This window comes from Clostridiales bacterium (assembly GCA_017569285.1).
Taxonomy (GTDB): domain Bacteria; phylum Bacillota; class Clostridia; order Christensenellales; family Aristaeellaceae; genus Aristaeella.
On the sequence record CP069419.1, the window covers coordinates 2,942,092 to 2,962,160 of the forward strand.

General features: G+C 60.2%; 17 protein-coding genes and 2 tRNA genes. 12 read left to right on the plus strand and 7 right to left on the minus strand.

The genetic code is table 11. The annotated features are described in order from the left end of the window. Positions 1–141: 141 nt before the first annotated feature. From JNO48_13055 to JNO48_13070, 4 genes are all read right to left on the minus strand, one after another. A complete protein-coding gene (locus JNO48_13055; protein ID QTE68100.1) occupies positions 142–459 on the minus strand; it encodes an MGMT family protein in 318 nt (105 codons plus the stop codon). A gap of 29 nt (positions 460–488) precedes the next feature. Further along, positions 489–1,775 carry a TldD/PmbA family protein gene (locus JNO48_13060; GenBank protein ID QTE68101.1) on the minus strand — a complete coding sequence of 429 codons (1,287 nt, stop codon included), beginning with the start codon at positions 1,773–1,775 and terminating at the stop codon, positions 489–491. After that, positions 1,775–3,208, minus strand: coding sequence for a TldD/PmbA family protein (locus JNO48_13065; GenBank protein ID QTE68102.1), 1,434 nt, complete (start codon positions 3,206–3,208; stop codon positions 1,775–1,777). The genes JNO48_13060 and JNO48_13065 overlap by 1 nt, the downstream gene beginning before the upstream one ends. A 97-nt stretch (positions 3,209–3,305) precedes the next feature. Continuing rightward, positions 3,306–4,340 (minus strand): aminotransferase class I/II-fold pyridoxal phosphate-dependent enzyme, encoded by a 1,035-nt coding sequence (locus JNO48_13070; GenBank protein ID QTE68103.1) that lies wholly within the window; start codon positions 4,338–4,340, stop codon positions 3,306–3,308. 213 nt (positions 4,341–4,553) lie between these two features. Between JNO48_13070 and JNO48_13075 the strand changes: the two genes are divergently transcribed. Next, positions 4,554–7,028: a glycoside hydrolase family 3 C-terminal domain-containing protein gene (locus tag JNO48_13075; protein QTE68104.1), complete on the plus strand. Its 2,475-nt coding sequence runs from the start codon at positions 4,554–4,556 to the stop codon at positions 7,026–7,028. Between the two features lie 56 nt (positions 7,029–7,084). Here the strand turns inward: JNO48_13075 and JNO48_13080 are convergent, their stop codons facing one another. Continuing rightward, positions 7,085–7,555, minus strand: coding sequence for an 8-oxo-dGTP diphosphatase (locus JNO48_13080; GenBank protein QTE68105.1), 471 nt, complete (start codon positions 7,553–7,555; stop codon positions 7,085–7,087). Positions 7,556–7,794: 239 nt separating this feature from the next. Between JNO48_13080 and murB the strand changes: the two genes are divergently transcribed. The 9 genes from murB (at position 7,795) to JNO48_13125 (ending at position 17,889) form a co-directional block, all read left to right on the plus strand. Next, entirely contained in the window at positions 7,795–8,673 is an 879-nt protein-coding gene (gene murB, locus JNO48_13085; protein QTE68106.1) for a UDP-N-acetylmuramate dehydrogenase, read from the plus strand. A 6-nt stretch (positions 8,674–8,679) separates the two neighbouring features. Next, a complete protein-coding gene (rapZ, locus tag JNO48_13090) occupies positions 8,680–9,591 on the plus strand; it encodes an RNase adapter RapZ (protein ID QTE68107.1) in 912 nt (303 codons plus the stop codon). Further along, positions 9,588–10,556, plus strand: a complete 969-nt coding sequence (gene whiA / locus JNO48_13095; protein QTE68108.1) for a DNA-binding protein WhiA — start codon at positions 9,588–9,590, stop codon at positions 10,554–10,556. Before rapZ ends, whiA begins: the two co-directional genes overlap by 4 nt. A gap of 28 nt (positions 10,557–10,584) precedes the next feature. Further along, a complete protein-coding gene (locus JNO48_13100) occupies positions 10,585–12,576 on the plus strand; it encodes a hypothetical protein (protein QTE68109.1) in 1,992 nt (663 codons plus the stop codon). Positions 12,577–12,722: 146 nt separating this feature from the next. Next, positions 12,723–14,243, plus strand: a complete 1,521-nt coding sequence (locus JNO48_13105) for a hypothetical protein (protein ID QTE68110.1) — start codon at positions 12,723–12,725, stop codon at positions 14,241–14,243. Between the two features lie 121 nt (positions 14,244–14,364). Then, positions 14,365–14,440, plus strand: a tRNA-Met gene (locus JNO48_13110). A gap of 3 nt (positions 14,441–14,443) precedes the next feature. Beyond that, positions 14,444–14,517: transfer RNA gene (locus JNO48_13115), tRNA-Met, on the plus strand. A 1,169-nt stretch (positions 14,518–15,686) separates the two neighbouring features. Next, a complete protein-coding gene (locus JNO48_13120; protein QTE68111.1) occupies positions 15,687–16,208 on the plus strand; it encodes a sigma-70 family RNA polymerase sigma factor in 522 nt (173 codons plus the stop codon). Beyond that, on the plus strand, positions 16,201–17,889 hold the full coding sequence (locus JNO48_13125) for a CotH kinase family protein (GenBank protein QTE68112.1): 1,689 nt from the start codon (positions 16,201–16,203) through the stop codon (positions 17,887–17,889). Before JNO48_13120 ends, JNO48_13125 begins: the two co-directional genes overlap by 8 nt. 65 nt (positions 17,890–17,954) lie before the next feature. Here the strand turns inward: JNO48_13125 and JNO48_13130 are convergent, their stop codons facing one another. After that, on the minus strand, positions 17,955–18,164 hold the full coding sequence (locus JNO48_13130; GenBank protein ID QTE68113.1) for a BrnA antitoxin family protein: 210 nt from the start codon (positions 18,162–18,164) through the stop codon (positions 17,955–17,957). A 15-nt stretch (positions 18,165–18,179) separates the two neighbouring features. Beyond that, positions 18,180–18,455 (minus strand): BrnT family toxin, encoded by a 276-nt coding sequence (locus tag JNO48_13135; protein QTE68114.1) that lies wholly within the window; start codon positions 18,453–18,455, stop codon positions 18,180–18,182. Positions 18,456–18,711: 256 nt separating this feature from the next. On the opposite strand from JNO48_13135, the gene JNO48_13140 reads away from it, so the two are divergent. Continuing rightward, the gene (locus JNO48_13140) at positions 18,712–19,497 is read left to right on the plus strand and encodes a threonine/serine exporter family protein (protein ID QTE68115.1); all 786 of its coding nucleotides are present in this window, start codon (positions 18,712–18,714) and stop codon (positions 19,495–19,497) included. Beyond that, a complete protein-coding gene (locus JNO48_13145) occupies positions 19,494–19,961 on the plus strand; it encodes a threonine/serine exporter family protein (protein ID QTE68116.1) in 468 nt (155 codons plus the stop codon). The genes JNO48_13140 and JNO48_13145 overlap by 4 nt, the downstream gene beginning before the upstream one ends. Positions 19,962–20,069 lie beyond the last annotated feature (108 nt).

Genomic DNA, 20,069 nt, shown 5'->3' on the forward strand with positions numbered 1-20,069 from the left:
CTGAATGGAATAGAAATCCCCCTGCCATTGCGGCAGGGGGATTTTTAAGTGAAGAGTGAAAAGTTGAAACAGTGGGGACTGTCCCTACTGTTTCACTGTCCCCATTGTTTCATGTGACAGTAGGGCTGTCCCTTTGTCACATTATACCATTGGCAGGAAGGGAACACGGTAGCGCGACATGTCCACATGGGTCTCGTCGATGAAGCCCACGCCTTCGGCCTGGAGAAGCTCGACTTGCTTATTGGCGCCTCCAAATGCGAAAGCAGACGAAACTTCACCGTTTTGTTTGACCACGCGGTGGCAGGGGATGACGCCGGGTTCCGGATTGACATGGAGCGCGTAGCCCACGACCCGGGAAAGACGCTTGTTGCCGACAGCCTCAGCGATCTGGCCGTAGGTGGCGACATAACCGATGGGGATCTGTTTTACCACCTGGTAGACTTTGTCGAAAATGCTCATGTGCCTGCTCCAAGTTGAGAGTGAAGCGTTTACTTCGTAATGCCGGTGACCGTCGCGCCGTTCAGGCGGGTGACAGCGGGGATGCGCATATTGTTATACTGGCGGGACTCTTTGGAGAAGCGCATGGTGCTCATGAGCTCGCTGATAGAGCCGGAGACGGAGCCGCCGCTGACCGGGGTGACATTGCCTTTGCCGTCATGCCAGTAGGCCAGGCGGATTTCGCCAGCGATGCCGCCGTTGATGACGTTGACCTGGAAATCGGAGAATTCCACGACTTCCAGGAAAGCACCCCGGCGAAGCTCATCCGCGGAAAGGGTGCCGCCGGTGACCTCATAGTTATTGGGGATGAAGGAATTCTCCAGGCCCAGGTACTGGCTGAACTGGCGGGAACCGAAGAAGCTGACGGGCACGCCGGCATCCATGAGGAGCAGGTCGCGCACGGGAGCACCTTCGCGGTCGTAGGCGCCGTTGGAGGAGGAGTTGGGCAGCTCCCGCAGGGCGCGGACGGTGACCTTGTCGCCATTGAACTGTTCCGCGACGGGTTTGCCGATTTCCCAGCTGCTGATGCGGCGGTAGACAGCGGCGGTGCTCAGGCGGGAGATGAAATATTCATAGACGCTGGTGGCGGCGTCCGTGGAAAGGACGACGTCCGCCGTGCCGAGGGCCGGCGTTTCACCGGCGATGAGCTTATCCCGGCCGTAGCGCAGGGTTTCGGACAGGTCGTGGGTGAGCTGTTCCGCGTCGCAGGCGCCGGAGCGGTAGAAACGGTAGAGCTCGATTTCGTGGCCGTCCCGGCGGGCGTTGACCACGGCTTCCACGGTGGAGGAGGGGGAAACGGCGGTGACGTCGATGCCCTCGCTGTTGAGGAAGCGGGTGCGGACCTCATTGACGAAGATTTCGTAGCTGTTGAGGTCCTCGGTGGCCGTTTCGGGCAGGGAGGCGAGCGTGTTCAGGAAATCCCGGGAGATGGCCTTGATATCCACGGGCTGCTGGGGCACGGGCGGCTGGTTCACGGGCCTGTTGAGCGTGTAGGCCGGGTTGCGGACGTAGAGCGCGTCCTGGCAGAGACCGTCGACCACGCGGCGGATCTCCTCCGTGGAGGCGGTGGTGGAGATGCCGGCCTGGGCGGAACCCAGGAATTTGCCGTCATCAATTTTCCGGTAGACCTTGACGGTGTACTCCTCGACATCCGTGAAACGGTTCTGGTCGAGCTTATGGCGGATGAAGTAGAACTCCCATCCGGTTTTGCGCTCATCGGTGACTTCCCAGGCATCCGCGCCGGAAGCACGGAGGATTTCAATCAGTTGATTCAGCATTATCCCAGCCTCACTTTCGCTTTCAGATAGGGACCGCCGTCGGCGACCTTGACCCATTCCTTGTGGCCCTTGCCGCAGGCGCCGTTGCCGAAGACGCCGCGGTCGGAGGAGACCATGGAGACGGAGCCGAGGAGGTCCGGCACGTAGCCGGTCATGACGAGCGGGGAGACGACCTTGCCGGTGAGCTTCCCGTCGATGATTTCATAGCCGCGCTCGATGATGCACTGGATGCCCCAATGCTTGGGATCCTCCATGCCGGACTGCATGCCACAGAGGAGGTAGCCCTTGGAGATGGAGGCGATCATCTCCTCCAGGGTGCTGGAGCCGGAATCGAAGAGGGTGTTGGTCATGCGGGTGTAGACCTTGTGGGCGAAGTTCTCGCGTTTGCCGTTGCCGGTGGGCTGAATGCCGAGGCGCAGGGCGCTGAGGGCATCGCAGATGCCGGTGCGCAGGATGCCGTTTTCGATTTCGATGACGTCGCCGGCGGGGGTGCCTTCGTCATCAAAGGCATAGCCGGTGACGCTGTCGGCACAGAGGGCGCCCTCGTGCATGGTGACGTTGTCGGAGCCGACGCGCTTGCCGATGTATTCGGCGCCGAGGGCGCGGCCTTTGACGAACATATCCATTTCCACGCCGTGGCCGAAGGCTTCGTGGGCGATGAGGCCGGAAACCTCCGGGCTGGTGATGACGTCATACTCGCCGGGGACGACGCGGTCCGCGGAGAGCAGCTCGCCGACGACCTTCAGGACCTTGGGGGACTCATCGCCGAGGCGGTCGAAGAGTTCCGGGCCCTCGCGGCCGGAAATGCCGGAATGGGACATCTCATTGCGGCCGTTGCGCATGGCGAGCATCATGACGGAGCCTTCGCTCTGCACGTAGCTCTGGCGCAGGTCGCGGTGCTCCGTGAGGAACATCTTGCAGATGTGGGTCGAGGTGGCGGAGATGTTGCAGTCCAGCAGCTCACCATTCTGCGCAACGGCCTTGTCCGAAACCTCGGAAAGGCGGGTGACGAGGTCGGCGAGGTCTTCCTCCTCCGGCAGGCGGCCGGTTTCCATCTCCACGAAGATGGTTTGCGGTTCATCCGGCAGGGCGGCGGTTTCATACACGGCGGTGCCGGTTTCCCGCAGGAGCTCCAGCTGGGCGTCCAGCGAGGCGGTGAGGGAGGCGCAGGCACCTTCCGGGTCCGCCGGGTTGAAGCCGGTGAAGGCGGCCTCGGAATACAGGCCGTCCTTGTACACGCGGACGACGGTGCCGCGCTCGGTGGTGCGGGTGTCGCGGGCGACGCCCTTGTAGCGCTGGCTGATGCGGACGGTGAAACCGACAGAGTCCGTGGACAGGACGCTGACGTAATCATACCGGCGGCGCAGCAGGGCGATCAGCTGTTTGAGCCCCGGGGCGATACCGGTGAGGTACGGGGAAAAAGGTGCTTTCATAGGGTTTTATTCTCCTTTCCGGAAGTACTTTTATTGTAGCGGATGGGTGCAGGCAGGTCAACGGATGCGGCTTGCCTGTTATTGGCGAAGTGAAGAGTTAACAGCTGAGCAGGATATCCCGCAGAGCGGAGATATCTTCTTCAGTTGTTGACCAGCCGGTGGCGAAACGGACAACGGTGTGCGTATCGTCATACTTCTCCCAGAAGCTGAAGCGGACCTTCTCCCGGAGGGCCTCCAGGCGGGAGTTCTCCAGGATGACGAACTGCTGGTTGGTGGGGGAACTGAGCGCGAAGGGGATGCCGCAGTCCAGGAAGACCTTCTTCAGCTCTTCCGCCAGGGCGATGGCGTGGCGGCTGATGCGGAAGTAGAGATCATCCGTGAAGAGGGTGTCGAACTGGATGCCCAGGAGGCGGCCCTTGGCCAGGAGCGCGCCGTGCTGCTTGACGGTGTTCATGAAATGCGGGGGCTTGTTGCCTTTCGGGAAAACGACGGCCTCACCGCAGAGGGCGCCGACCTTGGTGCCGCCGATGTAGAAGACATCGCAGAGGGAGGCAAGCTCCGGCAGGGTGAGATCCGCGGCGGGGCTGGCCAGGCCGTAGCCCAAGCGGGCGCCGTCGATGAAGAGGGAAAGGTTATACTGTTTGCAGAGGGCGGAGATGGCTTCCAGTTCCGCCTTTGAATACAGGGTGCCGTATTCGGTGGGCCAGGAGAGGTAGACCATACCGGGCCAGACCATGTGCTCCCGGTTTTCATCCCCGTGGAAGGCGGAGAGCCAGGAGGACAGGTCCGTGGAATTGATTTTGCCTTCCTGCTGCGGAAGGGAAATCACCTTATGGCCGGTGTATTCCACGGCGCCGGCTTCATGGGCGTTGATATGGCCGGTTTCGGCCGAGATGACGCCGCACCAGGCAGGGAGCATGGCGGCGATGATGAGCGCGTTGGTCTGGGTGCCGCCGGAGAGAAACTCCACGTCCGCTTCCGGGCAGCCGACGGCTGCGCGGATTTTTTCCTTCGCGCTGTCGCAGTATTTATCTGTGCCGTAGCCGGGCAGGGGCTCGAGGTTGGTTTCTGCCAGGCGGCGCAGGATATCCGGATGGGCGCCGGCGATGTAATCGCTTTCAAAAGACAGCATATGATATGTAGCCTCCATTTATCGGATAAAAGATATTTTAACGCAGAGAACAGGAAAACACCAGCAAGAATACTGGATACAATGAAATGAAGGGGACTGTCCTGAATGTTTCATAACCTTGCCAAAAAAGCTTTTGTTCGATATAATGGCCGAAGGCTCAGATGAAAACGTTTTTTTATTTTTTTGAAAATTGAATTTGGAGGAACCAGGAGAATGAAACTGAAGAACGGATTCAGCGGGACTGCATCTGCGGAAATTACGCCCCGGGAGATCAAACACCGGGAGATCGCGCGCCGCGTGGCGGCGGGCGGTGTGGTGCTGCTGAAGAACAACGGCGTGCTGCCGCTGCAGGAGTATACGGGCGTGGCGCTGTACGGCGCAGGCGCACGGCATACGATTACGGGCGGAACCGGATCCGGCGAGGTGAACTGCCGGCCGGGCGTCTCCATCTGCGAAGGGCTGGAGAGCGCCGGAATGAAGATTGTGAGCAAGGGCTGGCTGGACGCGCTGGACGCGGCGTATGACCGGGCCTTTGAGGAGTGGAAAGAGGCCGTCCGCGCGAAGATCGTGCCGGGGAAATTCGACGGCATGTGGGAAGCATTTGTGAGCACGCCGAAGAAGATCCCGGAAGGGCCGCACATCATGCACGAGGGCGATACCGATACGGCGATCTACGTGATCAGCCGGATCGCGGGCGAAGGCGCTGACCGGCATCCCGTGGCCGGGGACTACCTGCTGAGCGAGATTGAAGAGCGCGAGCTGGGCGAGGTATGCTCGGCGTACAGCCGGGTGATCGTGGTGCTGAACATGGGCGGCGTGATCGACCTGGGATTCATGGACCGGTATCCGGTTTCCGCGCTGATACTGCTGGGCCAGGCGGGCATGGAAGGCGGCAACGTGCTGGCGGACATCCTGCTGGGCAAGGTGAACCCGAGCGGCCGGCTGGCCGAGACCTGGGGCATGGCGTATGAGGATTATCCCTGCGCGGACATGTACTCCAACGTGGGCGGCAACCTGCAGGAGGAAAAGTACAAGGAAGGCATCTACGTTGGCTACCGCTGGTTTGACGCGTTTGAGAAGAAGCCGCGGTATCCCTTCGGATACGGGCTGAGCTATACGACGTTCGGAATTTCCCCGGCGGGCGTGGAACTGAACGGCGGGAAGGCTGTTGTGACCGTGAAGGTGGAGAACACCGGCGACCGGGCGGGGCGGACCTCCGTGCTGCTGTTTGCGGCGTGCCCGGAAGGCCTGCGGAAGAAGGAACGGAAAAAGCTGGCCGGATTTGCCAAGACGAAGGAGCTGCAGCCCGGGGAAAGCACCGAGCTGAAGATTGAAGCCTGCCTGCCGTACCTGGCCGCATGGCACGCGGGCAAATCCGCGTATTTCATGGACGCGGGCGAATACCGCCTGCTGATCGGCACGGACGCCGCGAACTACATGGCGGCCGGAACGCTGACCGTGAAGGAAACCATCTGGGGCGCGAAGCAGCACCGGATCTGCCCGCTGCTGGATGCGCTGCCGGAGAAGAAGCCGGAGGACGAGGCGGACAAGCGCTGGGCGGATGAATTGGCCGGGCTGTTTGCTGCAGGGCTGCCGGTGATTGCCATCGACGATGCGGCGGCGGAAGCGTTGGCAAAGTATACCGCGCCGGCGAACCTGCCGGAGCCGAAGGATCCCCTGGTGGAGAAGCTGACGCTGGAAGAGAAGGCGTGCCTGGTATGCGGGCGGCCCACCCACGGCGAAGTGTCGTTCATCGGCGACGCGGGCGTGACGGTGCCCGGGGCGGCGGCGGAAACCACGCCGGTGCTGAAGAAATACGGTATTCCCACGAGCATCCTGGCGGACGGCCCGGCGGGCATCCGCATTGAGCACCGGTATGAGGTGAAGGACGGAAAGATCTTCCACGCGGACCGCGCGGAAGGCTTCCTGGCCCGGATTTTCAAAGAAGAGATCCGCCACGAGGGAACGGAAGCGTACTACCAGTACTGCACGGCCATCCCGGTGGGCATGGTGCTGGCGCAGACGTTTGACACGGACGCGCTGGAGGAGATCGGCGGCGTGATCGCCCGCGAGATGGAAGAGTTTGGCGTGACCTGGTGGCTGGCGCCCGGCATGAACATCAAACGGAACCCGCTGTGCGGCCGGAGCTTTGAGTATTATTCCGAGGATCCGCTGGTTGCCGGAAAGATCGCGGCGGCGATTACCCGCGGCGTGCAGGCAGTGCCCGGCGCGGCGGTGACCATCAAGCATTTCGCGTGCAACAACCAGGAGGACAACCGGCGCGGCGTATCGAGCATTGTGAGCGAGCGGGCGCTGCGGGAAATCTACCTGAAGGGCTTCGAGATCGCCGTGCGCGAGGCGCAGCCCCATGCGATCATGACCTCCTACAACAAGATCAACGGCGTGCACACCGCGAACAGCCGCGACCTGTGCACCGTGGCGGCCCGCGGGGAGTGGGGCTTCCAGGGACTGATCATGACCGACTGGACGACGACGAACTTCGAGGGCGGGTCTTCCGCCGCGAAGTGCGTGGCGGCCGGTAACGACCTGACGATGCCCGGGCTGGAAAGCGATATCCGGGAGATCATCGGGGCGGTGAAGGAAGAGAACGACCAGAGCCTGGATATCAAAGACCTGGATGCATGCTGCGCGCGGATCCTGGGCCTGATCCGGAAACTGTGCTGCTGAGTTTCAGCAGGGCAAGCAAAAACAGCCGGCGGAATGCCGGCTGTTTTGATGTTGATTTACAGGAGCTCCTTTCCGTCCACCACGGCGCGGAGAAGCTCACCGCCCGGGGCGTATTCCAGCTTGACGGAGAAGCAGTCCTCCCGGGTGAGGAGAAGGGGGATGAAGACGCGGTCGCCTTCCCAGAGGGACAGGGAGAGAACCTCCTCCAGGGGGATCCATTTCAGTTCGCCCTCGGTGCATTCGGGCAGGGTTTCCGTTTCGGTGCGGGCGGTGTAGAGGAAGGTGAGTTCGTTGCCCCAGTCCGGCAGGATGAAGGTGATGATTCCGCGCAGGCGGAGATCTGTGACCTCCAGGCCGGCTTCCTCGCAGATTTCCCGCAGGACGCATTCCTCGGGGGATTCGTTTTCCTCCAGGTGGCCGCCGAGACCGATCCATTTGCCGGCGTTTTCATCCGCGTCCTTTTTGACGCGGTGCATCATCAGCCAGCGGCCGTCCTTTTCCACATGGCACAAGGTTGTCAGGCGCATGATATCCCTCCCCGCAGAAATCGGGAAAATGATACCACAGCGGCAGGGGAATGGCAAACGTCAAAACGAAGGAGAGTACGGAGATTCATCGCTCGCTTTCGCTCGCTGGCAAGCACCTGGAACGAAAAAGACCGTCCCTCCGTTCCTGTCTTCCTTGACAAAAAAAGCATCGTTGTTCATACTTATTATGAGGGAAAGTTTTTCCCTCAGGAAGAAACGGAAGAGGTATTACCGGGCTTATGTTTGAAAGATTTGACGCAATCCGCAATGCGGAGATGAGACAATATACAACCCTGCGGCTGGGCGGACCGGCGGACTGGCTGGTTTTCCCGCGGAGCGGGGAGGAAATTACGGAGATTTTCGCCGAGGCCAGGGAGGCCGGGCTGACTGTGACCGTGATCGGCCACGGGAGCAACCTGCTGGTGCTGGACGGCGGCATCCGGGGCGTTGTGATCCGGGTGGAGAAGAACATGCGGGCCATCCGGGTGGAGGGCACGCGGATTGTCGCGCAGGCGGGGGCCATGCTGGGCACCGTGGCGATGGCGGCCGCGGAGGCCGGGCTGACCGGGCTGGAATTTGCCAGCGGGATTCCCGGAACCGTGGGCGGCGGCGTGACGATGAACGCCGGGGCTTACGACGGCGAGATGGCGCAGGTGGTGACGCGGGTGAACGGCGTGTATCCGAACGGGACGCGCGTTTCGATGGCGGCGGAGGAAATGCGCTTCGGCTACCGGACGAGCCTGATCCAGGGGACGGACCTGGTGGTGACTGAGGTGACGTTTGACCTGCAGGAAGGCGACCCGGCGGAGATCCGGGCGAAGATGAGCGAACTGAACGCGAAGCGGGCGGAGAAGCAGCCGCTGGACGTGCCGAGCGCGGGAAGCACCTTCAAGCGGCCGGAAGGCTACTTTGCCTCGGCGCTGATTGACCAGTGCGGCCTGAAGGGATACAGCATCGGCGACGCGATGGTGAGCATGAAGCACGCGGGCTTCCTGGTGAACACCGGGAGCAGCAGCGCGGATTTCAAGGCGCTGATGGACAAGGTGCAGTCGATTGTGGAAGAGCGGGCCGGGGTGCACCTGGAGCCCGAGATCCGCGTACTGGGCGAGGAGGCTTAAGGGAAAATGAAATACCTGATCGTTACGGGACTGAGCGGCGCGGGAAAAACGGCATGCGTCCGCTACCTGGAGGACCGGGGCAGCTTCTGCATGGACAATATTCCGCCGATGATGCTGCCGCGCCTGATCGAGGCTTTCGATGCGGCGCATACCCGGACCCAGACGGTGACGATCGCGGTGGACGCGCGCAGCGGCGAGTTTTTCGACGCGGCGGCGGTGGCCCATATGATCCGGGAGCTGGTACAGCTGGGACATCCGATTGAGACGATCTTCATGGAGGCCAGCGAGGAGACCATCCTGAACCGGTACAAGGAAACGCGGCGGGACCACCCGCTGAGCCAGGAGGGCATGACGCTGACCCAGGCGATTGCCGAGGAGCGGAACCGCCTGCAGCCCCTGCGGGAAACGGCGAACTACGTGATCGACACGACGAACCTGACATCCCGGAGCCTGCGGCGCACGCTGGAAAAGACGCTGGGCAACCTGAACGCGGACGAGGCGCCGATGCGCGCCGAGGTGCTGAGCTTCGGGTTCAAGCGCGGGCTGCCGCGGCAGGCAGACCTGGTGGTGGACGTGCGGTTCCTGCCGAACCCGTTCTATATCGATGCCCTGTGCCGCCACAGCGGGCTGGACGACGACGTGCGCGAGTTCGTGATGGGACACCCGGTAACGAAGGAATTTATGGAAAAATGGAAGGATATGCTGTCCTTCCTGATCCCGCACTATAAGGACGAAGGCAAGCACCGAATCGTGATCGCGGTCGGGTGTACCGGCGGCGCGCACCGCAGCGTGGCGATCGCGGAGGCGATCGGGAAGTACCTGCGGGATGAAATGGGGCTGCCGACCGAAATCAGCCACCGGGACCTGCTGCTGGAGCAGGCGCGGTGGACAACGCCGGTTGAGGATGGCGAGACATGAAGACAGACACCCGGCAGAGCTTTTCCGCGAAGGTGAAGGCGGAGCTGATCCGCCTGCCGCTGGGAAAGGCCTGCTGCATGCTGAGCGAAATATCGGCACTGACGATGACCTCCGGGCACCTGGCGTTCCGCGGCGGCGGATGGATTTCCATCAGCTACCGGCTGGATGACGCCGGGACGGCCCGGAGACTTCTGATGCTGCTGAAAAAACGGCTGAACGTGAATCCGACGCTGCACTTTACGCAGACGGCGCGGATGGGCGGGCGGAAGACGTGCGTTCTTTCCCTGACGGGCGAGGACGCGAACACGCTGCTGAACGCGCTGCACATGGCGGAGACGGACGAGGACGGCCAGATGCACCTGAAGCGGATGGCGCCGCGGCACCCGATGACGCGGCAGTGCTGCCGGCGGGCGTTCCTGCGCGGGGCATACCTGGGGGCCGGCACGATGACCAACCCGGAGAAGGGATACCACTTCGAGTGGAAGGCGGAGGACGAGCAGCTGCCGCGGACGCTGGAAAAGCTGCTGGAGAAATGCGAGATGCCCTACCGCGACTATGAGCGGAAGGGCACCCAGGTGATCTACCTGAAGGGCGCGCAGCACATCGCGGATATGCTGGCGCTGATGGGCGCCGGGCAGAGCGTGCTGGACATGGAAACCATCCGCGTGGGCAAGCAGGTGAAGGCCGCAGCGACCCGGGCGGCCAACTGCGACGAGCACAACGGCGACAAGATGCTGGCGGCCGCGCAGAAGCAAGCGGACGCGATCCGGAGGATCTCGCTGAAGCAGGGGCTGTTTACGCTGCCGCCGGGGCTGCAGGAGATTGCCCGGCTGCGGCTGGACAATCCCGAGATGAGCCTGAAGGAGCTTGGGGAACTGATGGATCCCCCGGTGGGCAAGAGCGGCGTGAACCACCGGATGCGGCGGCTGATGGAGATCCTGGACGGGGAGGACCCCGTAAACTGATATTGTTGGAAAGCAGGCGGAGGACAGGATGATTGCGGCGACGGCATATATGCTGATGTTTCTGATCTACGGGGTGATGACGGCACAGTTCCTGCTGCCGCGCCACCGGCCGCTGAACCGGCTGTGGATCGGACTGTGCCTGGGCCTGCTGGAGGAAATGTGGCTGCCGGCGCTGTGCGCGTTTTTCCTGGACTTTACGGGGCTGGCGCATATGGCGGCGGCGCTGGTTTCCCTGGTGATCACGCTGGTGTGCTTCCTGCTGCGCGACAAGCGGGAAGCGGCGAAATGGGACGCGGAGGAAAGCCGCCTGCTGAAGCAGATGCTGTGGGTGGGGATTCCGCTGACGGTGCTGGGCATTTTCCTGCAGTATACGCATGTGATGCGCGTGGATGGCGCGGGGAACTGGAACGTGGGGCAGAGCACCTACGGCGACCTGCCGATGCACCTGAGCTTTATCACGAACCTGCCGGGGAAGAAATTTCCGGCGGACTATCCGTTTTTCCCGGGAGCCCGGCTGAGCTATCCCTTCCTGACGGACTCGCTGAGCTCCACGCTGTACCTGCTGGGAATGAGCCTGCAGGCGGCGACGATCGTGCCCGCGGCGCTGATGATGGCGCTGTGCTACATGGGTGTGATGGTGCTTGCGCGGGAGATGACCGCGGGCGGGAAGGCCGTGGTGCTGGCGGCGCTGCTGTTCTTCCTCAACGGCGGGCTGGGCTTCCTGTACGACTTTGACATGGCCGGCGGGAACGCCGGGCAGGGGTATTTCGCGACCGTATGGGAACGGATTGAGAACATCCTGACGGGATACTACAAGACGCCGACAAACCAGCCGGATCCGAACAACCTGCGCTGGAGCAACATGATCTGCGACATGATGGTGCCGCAGCGGACCCTGCTGGGCGGATACTGCATGGTGTTCCCGTGCATCTACCTGCTGGACGCGGCGCTGCGGCCGCGCAAGATGGACCGGAAGGACGGCGGACGCGCACTGATCCTGCTGGCGGTATGGGGCGGCGCGCTGCCGCTGATCCACACGCACAGCTTCCTGGCGCTGGGACTGATGTCCATTGGCGCGATGGCGTATGACCTGATCCACGGGGATCCGAAGGCAATGATGGAGCGGCGGAGCCGGTGGCAGATCCTGCTCCGGTACGCGGTATACGGCCTGATTGCCGCCGCGCTGGCCGCGCCGCAGCTCATCTTCTTCACGTTCCGGCAGGCGCTGAGCGGGGATGCGCAGGGAAGCTTCCTGAAGCTGCAGTTCAACTGGGTGAACAATCCGAACGGGGCCGGGATGCGGGACCTGTACCTGTGGTTCTACATCAAGAACATCGGGCTGCCGTTTATCGCGCTGATCCTGGCGCTGTTTGAGAAGAAACCGCGGAACCGGCGGCTGTTCGCGATGATGCTGCCGATTATCCTGGCGGCGGAGCTGGTGCGCTTCCAGCCAAATGAGTACGACAACAACAAACTGTTCTACCTGGCGTGGCTGCTGGGCTGCATGATTGTGGCCGACTGGTGCTGCACGGTGTGGGAAAAGCTGAAGGGCATGCGGGGACGCACGGCGCTGGCGGTGCTCTGCGCGGTGGTGACGTTCCTGAGCGCGGGACTGACCGTGTGGCGGGAATGCGTATCCGACTATATGGCGTTCAGCCGGTATTCCGTGGAAGCGGGCGAGTTTGCCCGGGACGAGACGCCGGCCGACGCCGTGTACCTGACCGGGCGGCAGCACCTGAACCCCGTGCTTTCCATCGCGGGGAAGACGATCGTGTGCGGGCCGGACCTGTGGCTGTACTGGCACGGCATCAACACAACCGACCGGGACTGGGACATCCGGGAGTTCTATGAAGATCCGGAGGAGTACGCCGGGGTGCTGGCGGACTACGACGTATCGTATATCTACGTGTCCTCCTACGAGCGGAGCAATTACGACGTGGACGAGGAAGCGCTGCGGCGGAACTACACGGTGGTGTTTGAGAACCCCGAAGCGGTGATTTACATGGTGCCGAACGGCTGACGGACATATACGGAAGCTATGGCCGGCTATCGGAAAAAGTAAATAAAATTGTCTGTTCATATTCTCCCATCTGTGTTACAATAGCATAAAAGGTTCAGTCCTGTCCGGACCGGACAAATCCGTCAACTAAATAGGAGGAACTCGACATGAAGAAGAGTACAGTGGTTATCGCCCTGCTGGCGGTGCTGGCAATCGTTTTCGGTATCCTTTTCATCACCGGAAACAACGAGAAGAATGACCTGCAGGCCAAAGTGGATGAGCTGAACACGGTTGTGAAGTCCGCAGCCGACCAGGGCAAGATTGACCTGGACAGCGCGGTTGCCGCCGCGAAGCAGGAAGCGGAAGAAGCCACCAACAAGGCTGTTGAAGACGCCCTGGCTGCTGCCAAGGTAGACGCGGATGCCGCGACCACCAAGGCTGTGGAAGACGCCGTTGCCAACGCGAAGGCTGAAGCGGACAAGGCCCTGGCTGATGTGAAGGCTGAAGGCGAGAAGGCCCTGGCCGACGCGAAGGAAGCCGGTGAAAAGGCCCTGGCTGAAGCGCAGGAAGCCGGCGAAAAGGCCCTGGCTGAAGCGCAGGAAGCCCTGGCCAATGCCAAGGCTGAAGGCGAAAAGGCCCTGGCCGACGCGAAGGCTGCCGGCGAAAAGGCCGTGGAAGATGCCAAAGCTGAAGGCGAGAAGGCCCTGAAGGCGGTCCAGGATGAACTGGAAACCTGGAAGACCAAGGCCGGCGACCTGGAAAAGCAGATTGCCGACGCCGCGGCTGCTGCTACCGAAAAGGTGGAAGAAGTCAAGGAAGCTGTAACCGATAAGACTGAAGAAGTGAAAGACGCTGCCACCGAGAAGGTTGAGGAAGTCAAGGAAGCGGCCGAAGAAGTAAAGGAAACCGCGACCGAAGCCGTCGAGGAAGCAACCGAGACCGTCGAGGAAAAGGTTGAAGAAGCTGCCGAGGCTGTAGAGGAAAAGGTTGAAGAGGCGGTCGAAACTGCGGAAGAAGCCGTGGGAGAAATCGCTGTGATGGACCATGCGGCGTATGTTGCTGCCGAGCTGGACACCGAAGTGGTGATCGAGACGACCGTTCAGGCAACGCAGGCCTGGTGGGAAAAGGACGGCGTCGGCAAGATCACCGTTTACGGCCAGAGCGAAGACGGCGCTTACTTCATCTATGAGATGAACTGCTCCAAGGAAGATGCTGAGAAGCTGGTTCCCGGTGCGAAGATCAAGGTGAAGGGCTTCAAGAGCGCGTGGAGCGGCGAAGTGGAAATCACCGACGCGACATTCGAATTCGTGGAAGGTGAAGGCTTCAAGGCCGAGCCGGAAGACGTGACCGCGCTGCTGGGGACGGAAGAACTGATCAACAAGCAGAACGCGCTGGTGGCGTTCAAGGGCCTGACGGTTGCGGCGAAGAAGGATGCGGAAGGCAATGACGCGGCGTTCCTGTACAAGTGGAACGGCGCCGGACAACAGGGCGACGACCTGTACTTCGACGTGACGGTGAATGACGCGACCTATACGTTCGTGGTGGAATCCTACCTGTGCGGGCAGGACACCGAAGTGTACAAGGCGGTTGAAGGCCTGAAGGTTGGCGACGTGATCGACGCGGAAGGCTTCCTGTACTGGTACGAAGGCGTACAGCCCCACATCATTAAGGTGGCTGCCGCCCAGTAATCCCCAGAAGGCAATTCATTCCGGCGGAGGAAACTCCGCCGGATTTTTTTCCTTTTTGTGCTTGACTTTTCCGGACGTGTCCTGTATTATATCCCTTGCCGCTTGAAAAGGCGGACAGTGACGCGGGGTGGAGCAGCTGGCAGCTCGTCGGGCTCATAACCCGGAGGTCGGAGGTTCAAATCCTTCCCCCGCAACCACATGGCTCAATAGCTCAGTTGGCTAGAGCATTCGGTTCATACCCGGAGTGTCATAGGTTCGAGTCCTATTTGAGCCACATAAGAAAACCGGATCCCTTGAGGATCCGGTTTTCTTATGTAATTCGATAAGGACTTGATCCTATGGCACGGAGGATCTGGAAGATCCGGAGTGGAAGAAATTTGATGACCGCCAGTGGCGGAAATTTCATCAAATTTCTTCTCAACCGAAAAGGAGCGGCCTCTCCAGTGGAGAGCCGCGACTATTGAGGTTGCGCACCATAGGTTCGAGTCCTATTTGAGCCACACAGAAAAAACAGACCCCTCGAGGGTCTGTTTTTTCTGTATGCCCCAAACGGACCTCGAACCTAGGGCACGGAGGGAACCCATTTGATGACCGCCGGTGGCGGGAATTTCATCAAATGGGTTCTCACCTGAAAAGGAGCGATCTCCACGGTTGTGGAGTCGCGACTATTGAAGGTGCGGAATCTGGAAGATCCGGAGTGAACCGGATCCCGCCGCGCCAGTGGACGAACCTCTGACGACCGCCAGTGGCGGAAATTTCGTCAGAGGTGAGTTCAACCGAAACAAGCGATCTCCACGGGTGTGGAGTCGCGCAGATTGAGGTTGCGGGGCGGGAGGAGGTTCAATGAGCAAAGGCTTCCGGCAAGCGAAGAGCGAAGCCGAAAGCCTATTGCGAATTGTGACCATAGGTTCGAGTCCGTGCGGGGAATGGGCCAGAGCTAAATGAAGAGAAATAATTCCATTGTACGCTTCAACCCGGAGAATTCCGTTCCGGGACACGGCTCGCGCCTGTATTCCGCACGCAGCAGATTCTAAGCTCTGTCAACCGTTCGCTCAATGGTCGCCTGAAACCCTTGGAGCGGGTTTCATTCTCCCTTTCGCGCTAACAAATTCGAGTCGCTTGCCTTTGGCACTCCCCACTGGGGAGACGCTTCTCTCGTTTGCGCCTACGCTCGCCAATCGCTAAGAACTGGCGTGCTCCATAACGTCCCGGGACGAAACACCCCGGGTTTTCGCTTGCGGCAACCGACATGGAACGAAAAAGACCGTCCCTCCATTCCATATATTATGTGAATAATCCATGTTGCCGTCAAGAAGGTAGAATGGATTCAAAAATCGAACGAAAGGAACCGTCCCTGCGTTCGATTTACCTGAAAAAGATTTTTCCGTTACCTCAAATATGACCCATCCCATTCCGTCTATATTTATGGAGGAGGTGAAGCGCGTGACTGGAATCCAGGGCCCGGATTCTACGAACAGGGAACGCCTGACCGAGCTGGTGCGCCGGTATGAAAAGGATATCCTGCGGATATGCTACGTGTACCTGCGGGATACGGAACAGGCCAAAGACGCGGTGCAGGAAACGTTCCTGAAAGCTTACCTCCACATGAACCAGCTGAAGGATGACAGCAAGGCAAAGAGCTGGCTGGCGCGGATCGCGGTGAATGTATGCCGGGACGTGCTGCGCAGCCCGTGGATGATCCATACCGACCGCCGGGTGCAGCCGGAGGACGTGCGCCGGACGGCGGAAGCGCCGGATGAGGCGCGGGGCGGCCTGGGCGAGGCAGTGATGAACCTGCCGGTGAAACTGCGGGAAGCGGTTACGCTGCGGTATGTATACGGGTTTGACATCCATGAGACGGCCGGGATTCTCGGCATCACTCCTTCAGCGGTATCCAGGCGATGCGGGGAAGCCCGTGTCCGACTGAAAGACGAACTGGAAGGGAGCACAGACGGCGATGAATGAACATGAAGCGGAAAAGCGGATTCGTCGGGCAGTAACGGAGAAGACTGCCTTCCTCGACGGGCTTCCTTCCCAGGAGAAAGAGATCCTGGAAAGGATCCCGACGGAGGATGAAAATATGACAATCGCATATGGAAAAACGAGGGTGTTTCCTGCGGGAAGACGGAAAACGGGATGGCAGGGATGGATCCGGCCGCTGGCAGCGGCATGCGCGATGGTGATCCTGGCCGCCTGTATCGGACTATGGATGAACGGGGCCAACCAGCCGGATGAGGTGAAAAGCACGCCTGCCATGCAGCCGGAGGAGATGCCCGGGATGGCGGCTGTGGTGCCCGCGGGCACACCGGACGGGAAGGAAGCGGCTGCCGATGTTCCGCTGGACCGGGTGGACCTGTACGTGGATCCGGCGCTGCTGTATGACCCGGAGAACGGGCTGCTGGCGACCGGGGAGGACGTTGTGAAAAAGCCCGGACAGCTGCCGTTCCAGGGAACGGTATACCGCTGGCATTATGACCATGGCACCACGCTGGACGGGGAAATGACCTATACTTCCGGGGAGAAAGGAACCGGATTCCAGCAGGCGGTCCGGCTGCAACTGGGCGGGGGCGACTACGGCCTGGACATGCCGCAGAAGGCCCTGCAGATTACTGCGGCGGAAGGGACGTTTGAATACGCCCTGTTTGACGACCGGCCGTATCCTTCCTACCGGTCCTTCCTGCTGAGCAACGCGGACGGAGACAGCATGTTTACCCGTGTGGCCGACCCGGTGCAGCACCGAATGGTGGAGCGGTACCTGGATACCGGCCTGCTGACCCTGGCATGGCGGCCGGTGAACGTGTATATCAACAACGAATACCAGGGCATCTACAACATGCGGGAAACCATGGACCAATACACGATGGCCCATCATGAGGGACTGCCGGAAGAGGAAGCGGACAGCATTAACATCCTGACGATCAGTGGTTACATTGAACACGGGGACAACCGGGGATTCAGGGAAATGGTGCGCGAACTGAAAGGGAAAAAGCCGGGGGAGAATCCGGAGGATCTCGCGTACCTGGAGGAACAGGTTGATACCGAAAGCTTCCTCGACTGGCTGGCTGTTGCTGTATATTACGGGAACAGCGACGTTGGGACGGGACTGCGGTATTACCAGGTGCCGGGAGGCAAATGGAAGTGCGCGCTTTACCGGCTCCATTACGGTCTGTTCGCTTCGGATTACAATTCCGTGAAGCTTTACCTGCAGGAGGAAGGAATGGGTGTGCAGGAGCTTGACAACACCGTTTTCCGGAAAATCCTGGAGGCGGACACATACAGGGAACGGTTCCTCGAAAAGCTGGGGAACCTGTACCGGACGCTGAATACGGAGACCATGCGGAAGGAACTGGACGCGTGCGTGGCGTGGATTATGCCGGACATGCGGGCGCATATTGACCGCTGGGCGCCTTACTATGACAAATACGTGATTTCGGATGTTCCGACGGATCCGGATGAGGCATGGAGATACTGGCAGAAACGAGTGGTCCGGATGCACAATACCATGACCAAGCGGCCGAACCTGCTGTACGGATTTGTGCAGGAGTACTTCGAACTGAGCGATGCCGAAATGGAGAAATACTTCGGGCCCAAGGCGGAACAGGGGGAAGAAATCCTGAGCATTGAACAGGTGTTTGGGGAAGAATGAAGCAAAAAAGCGTGGCCGGGAGGGGAAACCTTCCGGCCACGCTTAAATTGGAGAACGGTTCATTGTTACTCCCAGGCAAGTCTGAGCTGGCGTTTGTTTCTGGCGCAATCGCCGAGATACAGATTGATCAGAGTCTGATAAGGGATACCGCTGGTTACGGCCTGTTCTTTGAAATAATTAATTGTTTCCACATCCAGATTGATGGTTATCTGGCTTTTCAGCTTTTTTGCATATGGATTCGGCCGAGCATTGGAAAAATCGTATTCTTCTTTCATTGCCTTTCACTCCTTTCAGCCGTAGAAGGAAGATTCTGTCTTTGTGGCCTTTCGTGCGGAGATAATCCGAATTATGCTGTCTGATGATCGATAGCAATGACAGACGATCAACAGATTTGCCCTGGCACTCATTCCGAGAATAATGAATCTTTCTTCTTCCTGAGAATGCTCCGGATCATCAATCACCAGTGCACGTTCATCATAAAAAACAGTTTTGGCTTCTTCGAACGATACTTTATGCTTTTTCTGATTGATCCTGTTTTTATCCTCATCCCATTCAAACGACAACATATGAGGCCATCACCATCCCTCTAAGAGCAATTATATTATAATTATTTAATAATTATCAGTCAAGACTAAGAATAAGCACATGATACCAAAGTGTAGACGTATAAATAGGGACTGTCCCCAATGTTTCATGACACGTGGCGACCTGAGAGGAGATGTGACAGTAGGGCTGTCCCTTTGTCACATTGCTCTTGTGGCAGGTATACTGTTGTGATATACTGCAGATAACGTTTACAGGCGAATGAAGCAGGAGGGCTGTATGGCCGAAAGCACCCTTTCTTCCCCGATGGAGGCATTGCAGCTGGCGGGGAAGATCATCATGGAAAACGGCGGGGAGACTTACCGCGCGGAGGAGACCATCTGCCGCATGGGCGGCGGGTTCGGACTCAGCGAGGTGGAGAGCTTTGCTGTGCCCACGGGGCTGTTTATCAGCTACCGGAACGCGGAAGGGACGCTGGAAACCAGCATCAAGCGCGTGCGGCGGTCGGGAAGGAACCTGACGCGGGTGAACGAGGCGAACCGGATTTCCCGGATGGTTTCGGCCGGGCAGATGGACTGCGCGGATGCGCTGAAAGCCTTGCAGGAGATTGAACAGATGCCGGGGACCTTCCGGAAGGGATGGAGCATCCCGGCGGCATTCCTGTGCGCGGCGGGATTCGCGGCGCTGTTCGGCGGAACATGGTATGACATCGCGGCGGCCGGCGTGGTCGCATCGATTGTTCAGCTGGTGTCGCTGGCGAACGACCGGGCGCACATGCGGTGGATCGCGACGGCGATTGTGGGCGGATTCCTGACCTCGCTGCTGCCGCACCTGCTGCAGACGTGGACAGGGCTGCTGCAGACCGAGGCGACGATTGCCGGCGCGGTGATGCCCCTGGTGCCCGGGCTGGCAATGACCAACGCGGTGCAGGACGCGGTGCGGGGAGACATGCTGAGCGGAATGAGCCACGGGATGCAGGCGCTGCTGACCGCCTGCCTGATTGCGGGCGGCGCACTGATGGCTTCGCTGCTGGTGCGCATGGTGACGGGAGGTGTGCTGCTGTGAGCGAGACACTGACCGGAATCATCCGGGCGCTGGCCGGATCCTTTGCCGGCACGGTGGGATTTGCCATGCTGGTGCATGTGCCGAAGAAGAGCTGGCTGCTGTGCGGGCTGATTGCCGCGCTGAGCTACCTGGTATACTGGGCGCTGGTGCAGGTTGCGGGGCTGGCGGACCCGATCGGGATCTTTGCCGGATCGCTGGTGGGCAGCGTGATCGGCCAGATCTGCGCGCGGCGGATGAAGACAATTGCCACGGTGTTCCTGATGGCGGCCGTGGTGCCGGTGGTGCCGGGACTGGGGCTGTACCGGATGATGGCCCTGCTGGGATCGGGCAATATGTCCGCCGGCGGAAACCAGGGAATCGCCGCGATGATCACCATCGCGATGATCGTGCTGGGCATCAGTATGGGCAGCTTTATCGACCGGCTGGTGCACCCGGTGCGGCCGGAAGAGCACGGGAAAGACTGATTGACGGACAAAGCCGTTTCCTCTATAATAACTGTATCGAACGAAAAGAGATCCTTCACTTCAAACCGGAACATGGGCTGAGATATTCCGGATGAGGGGAAGAATCTT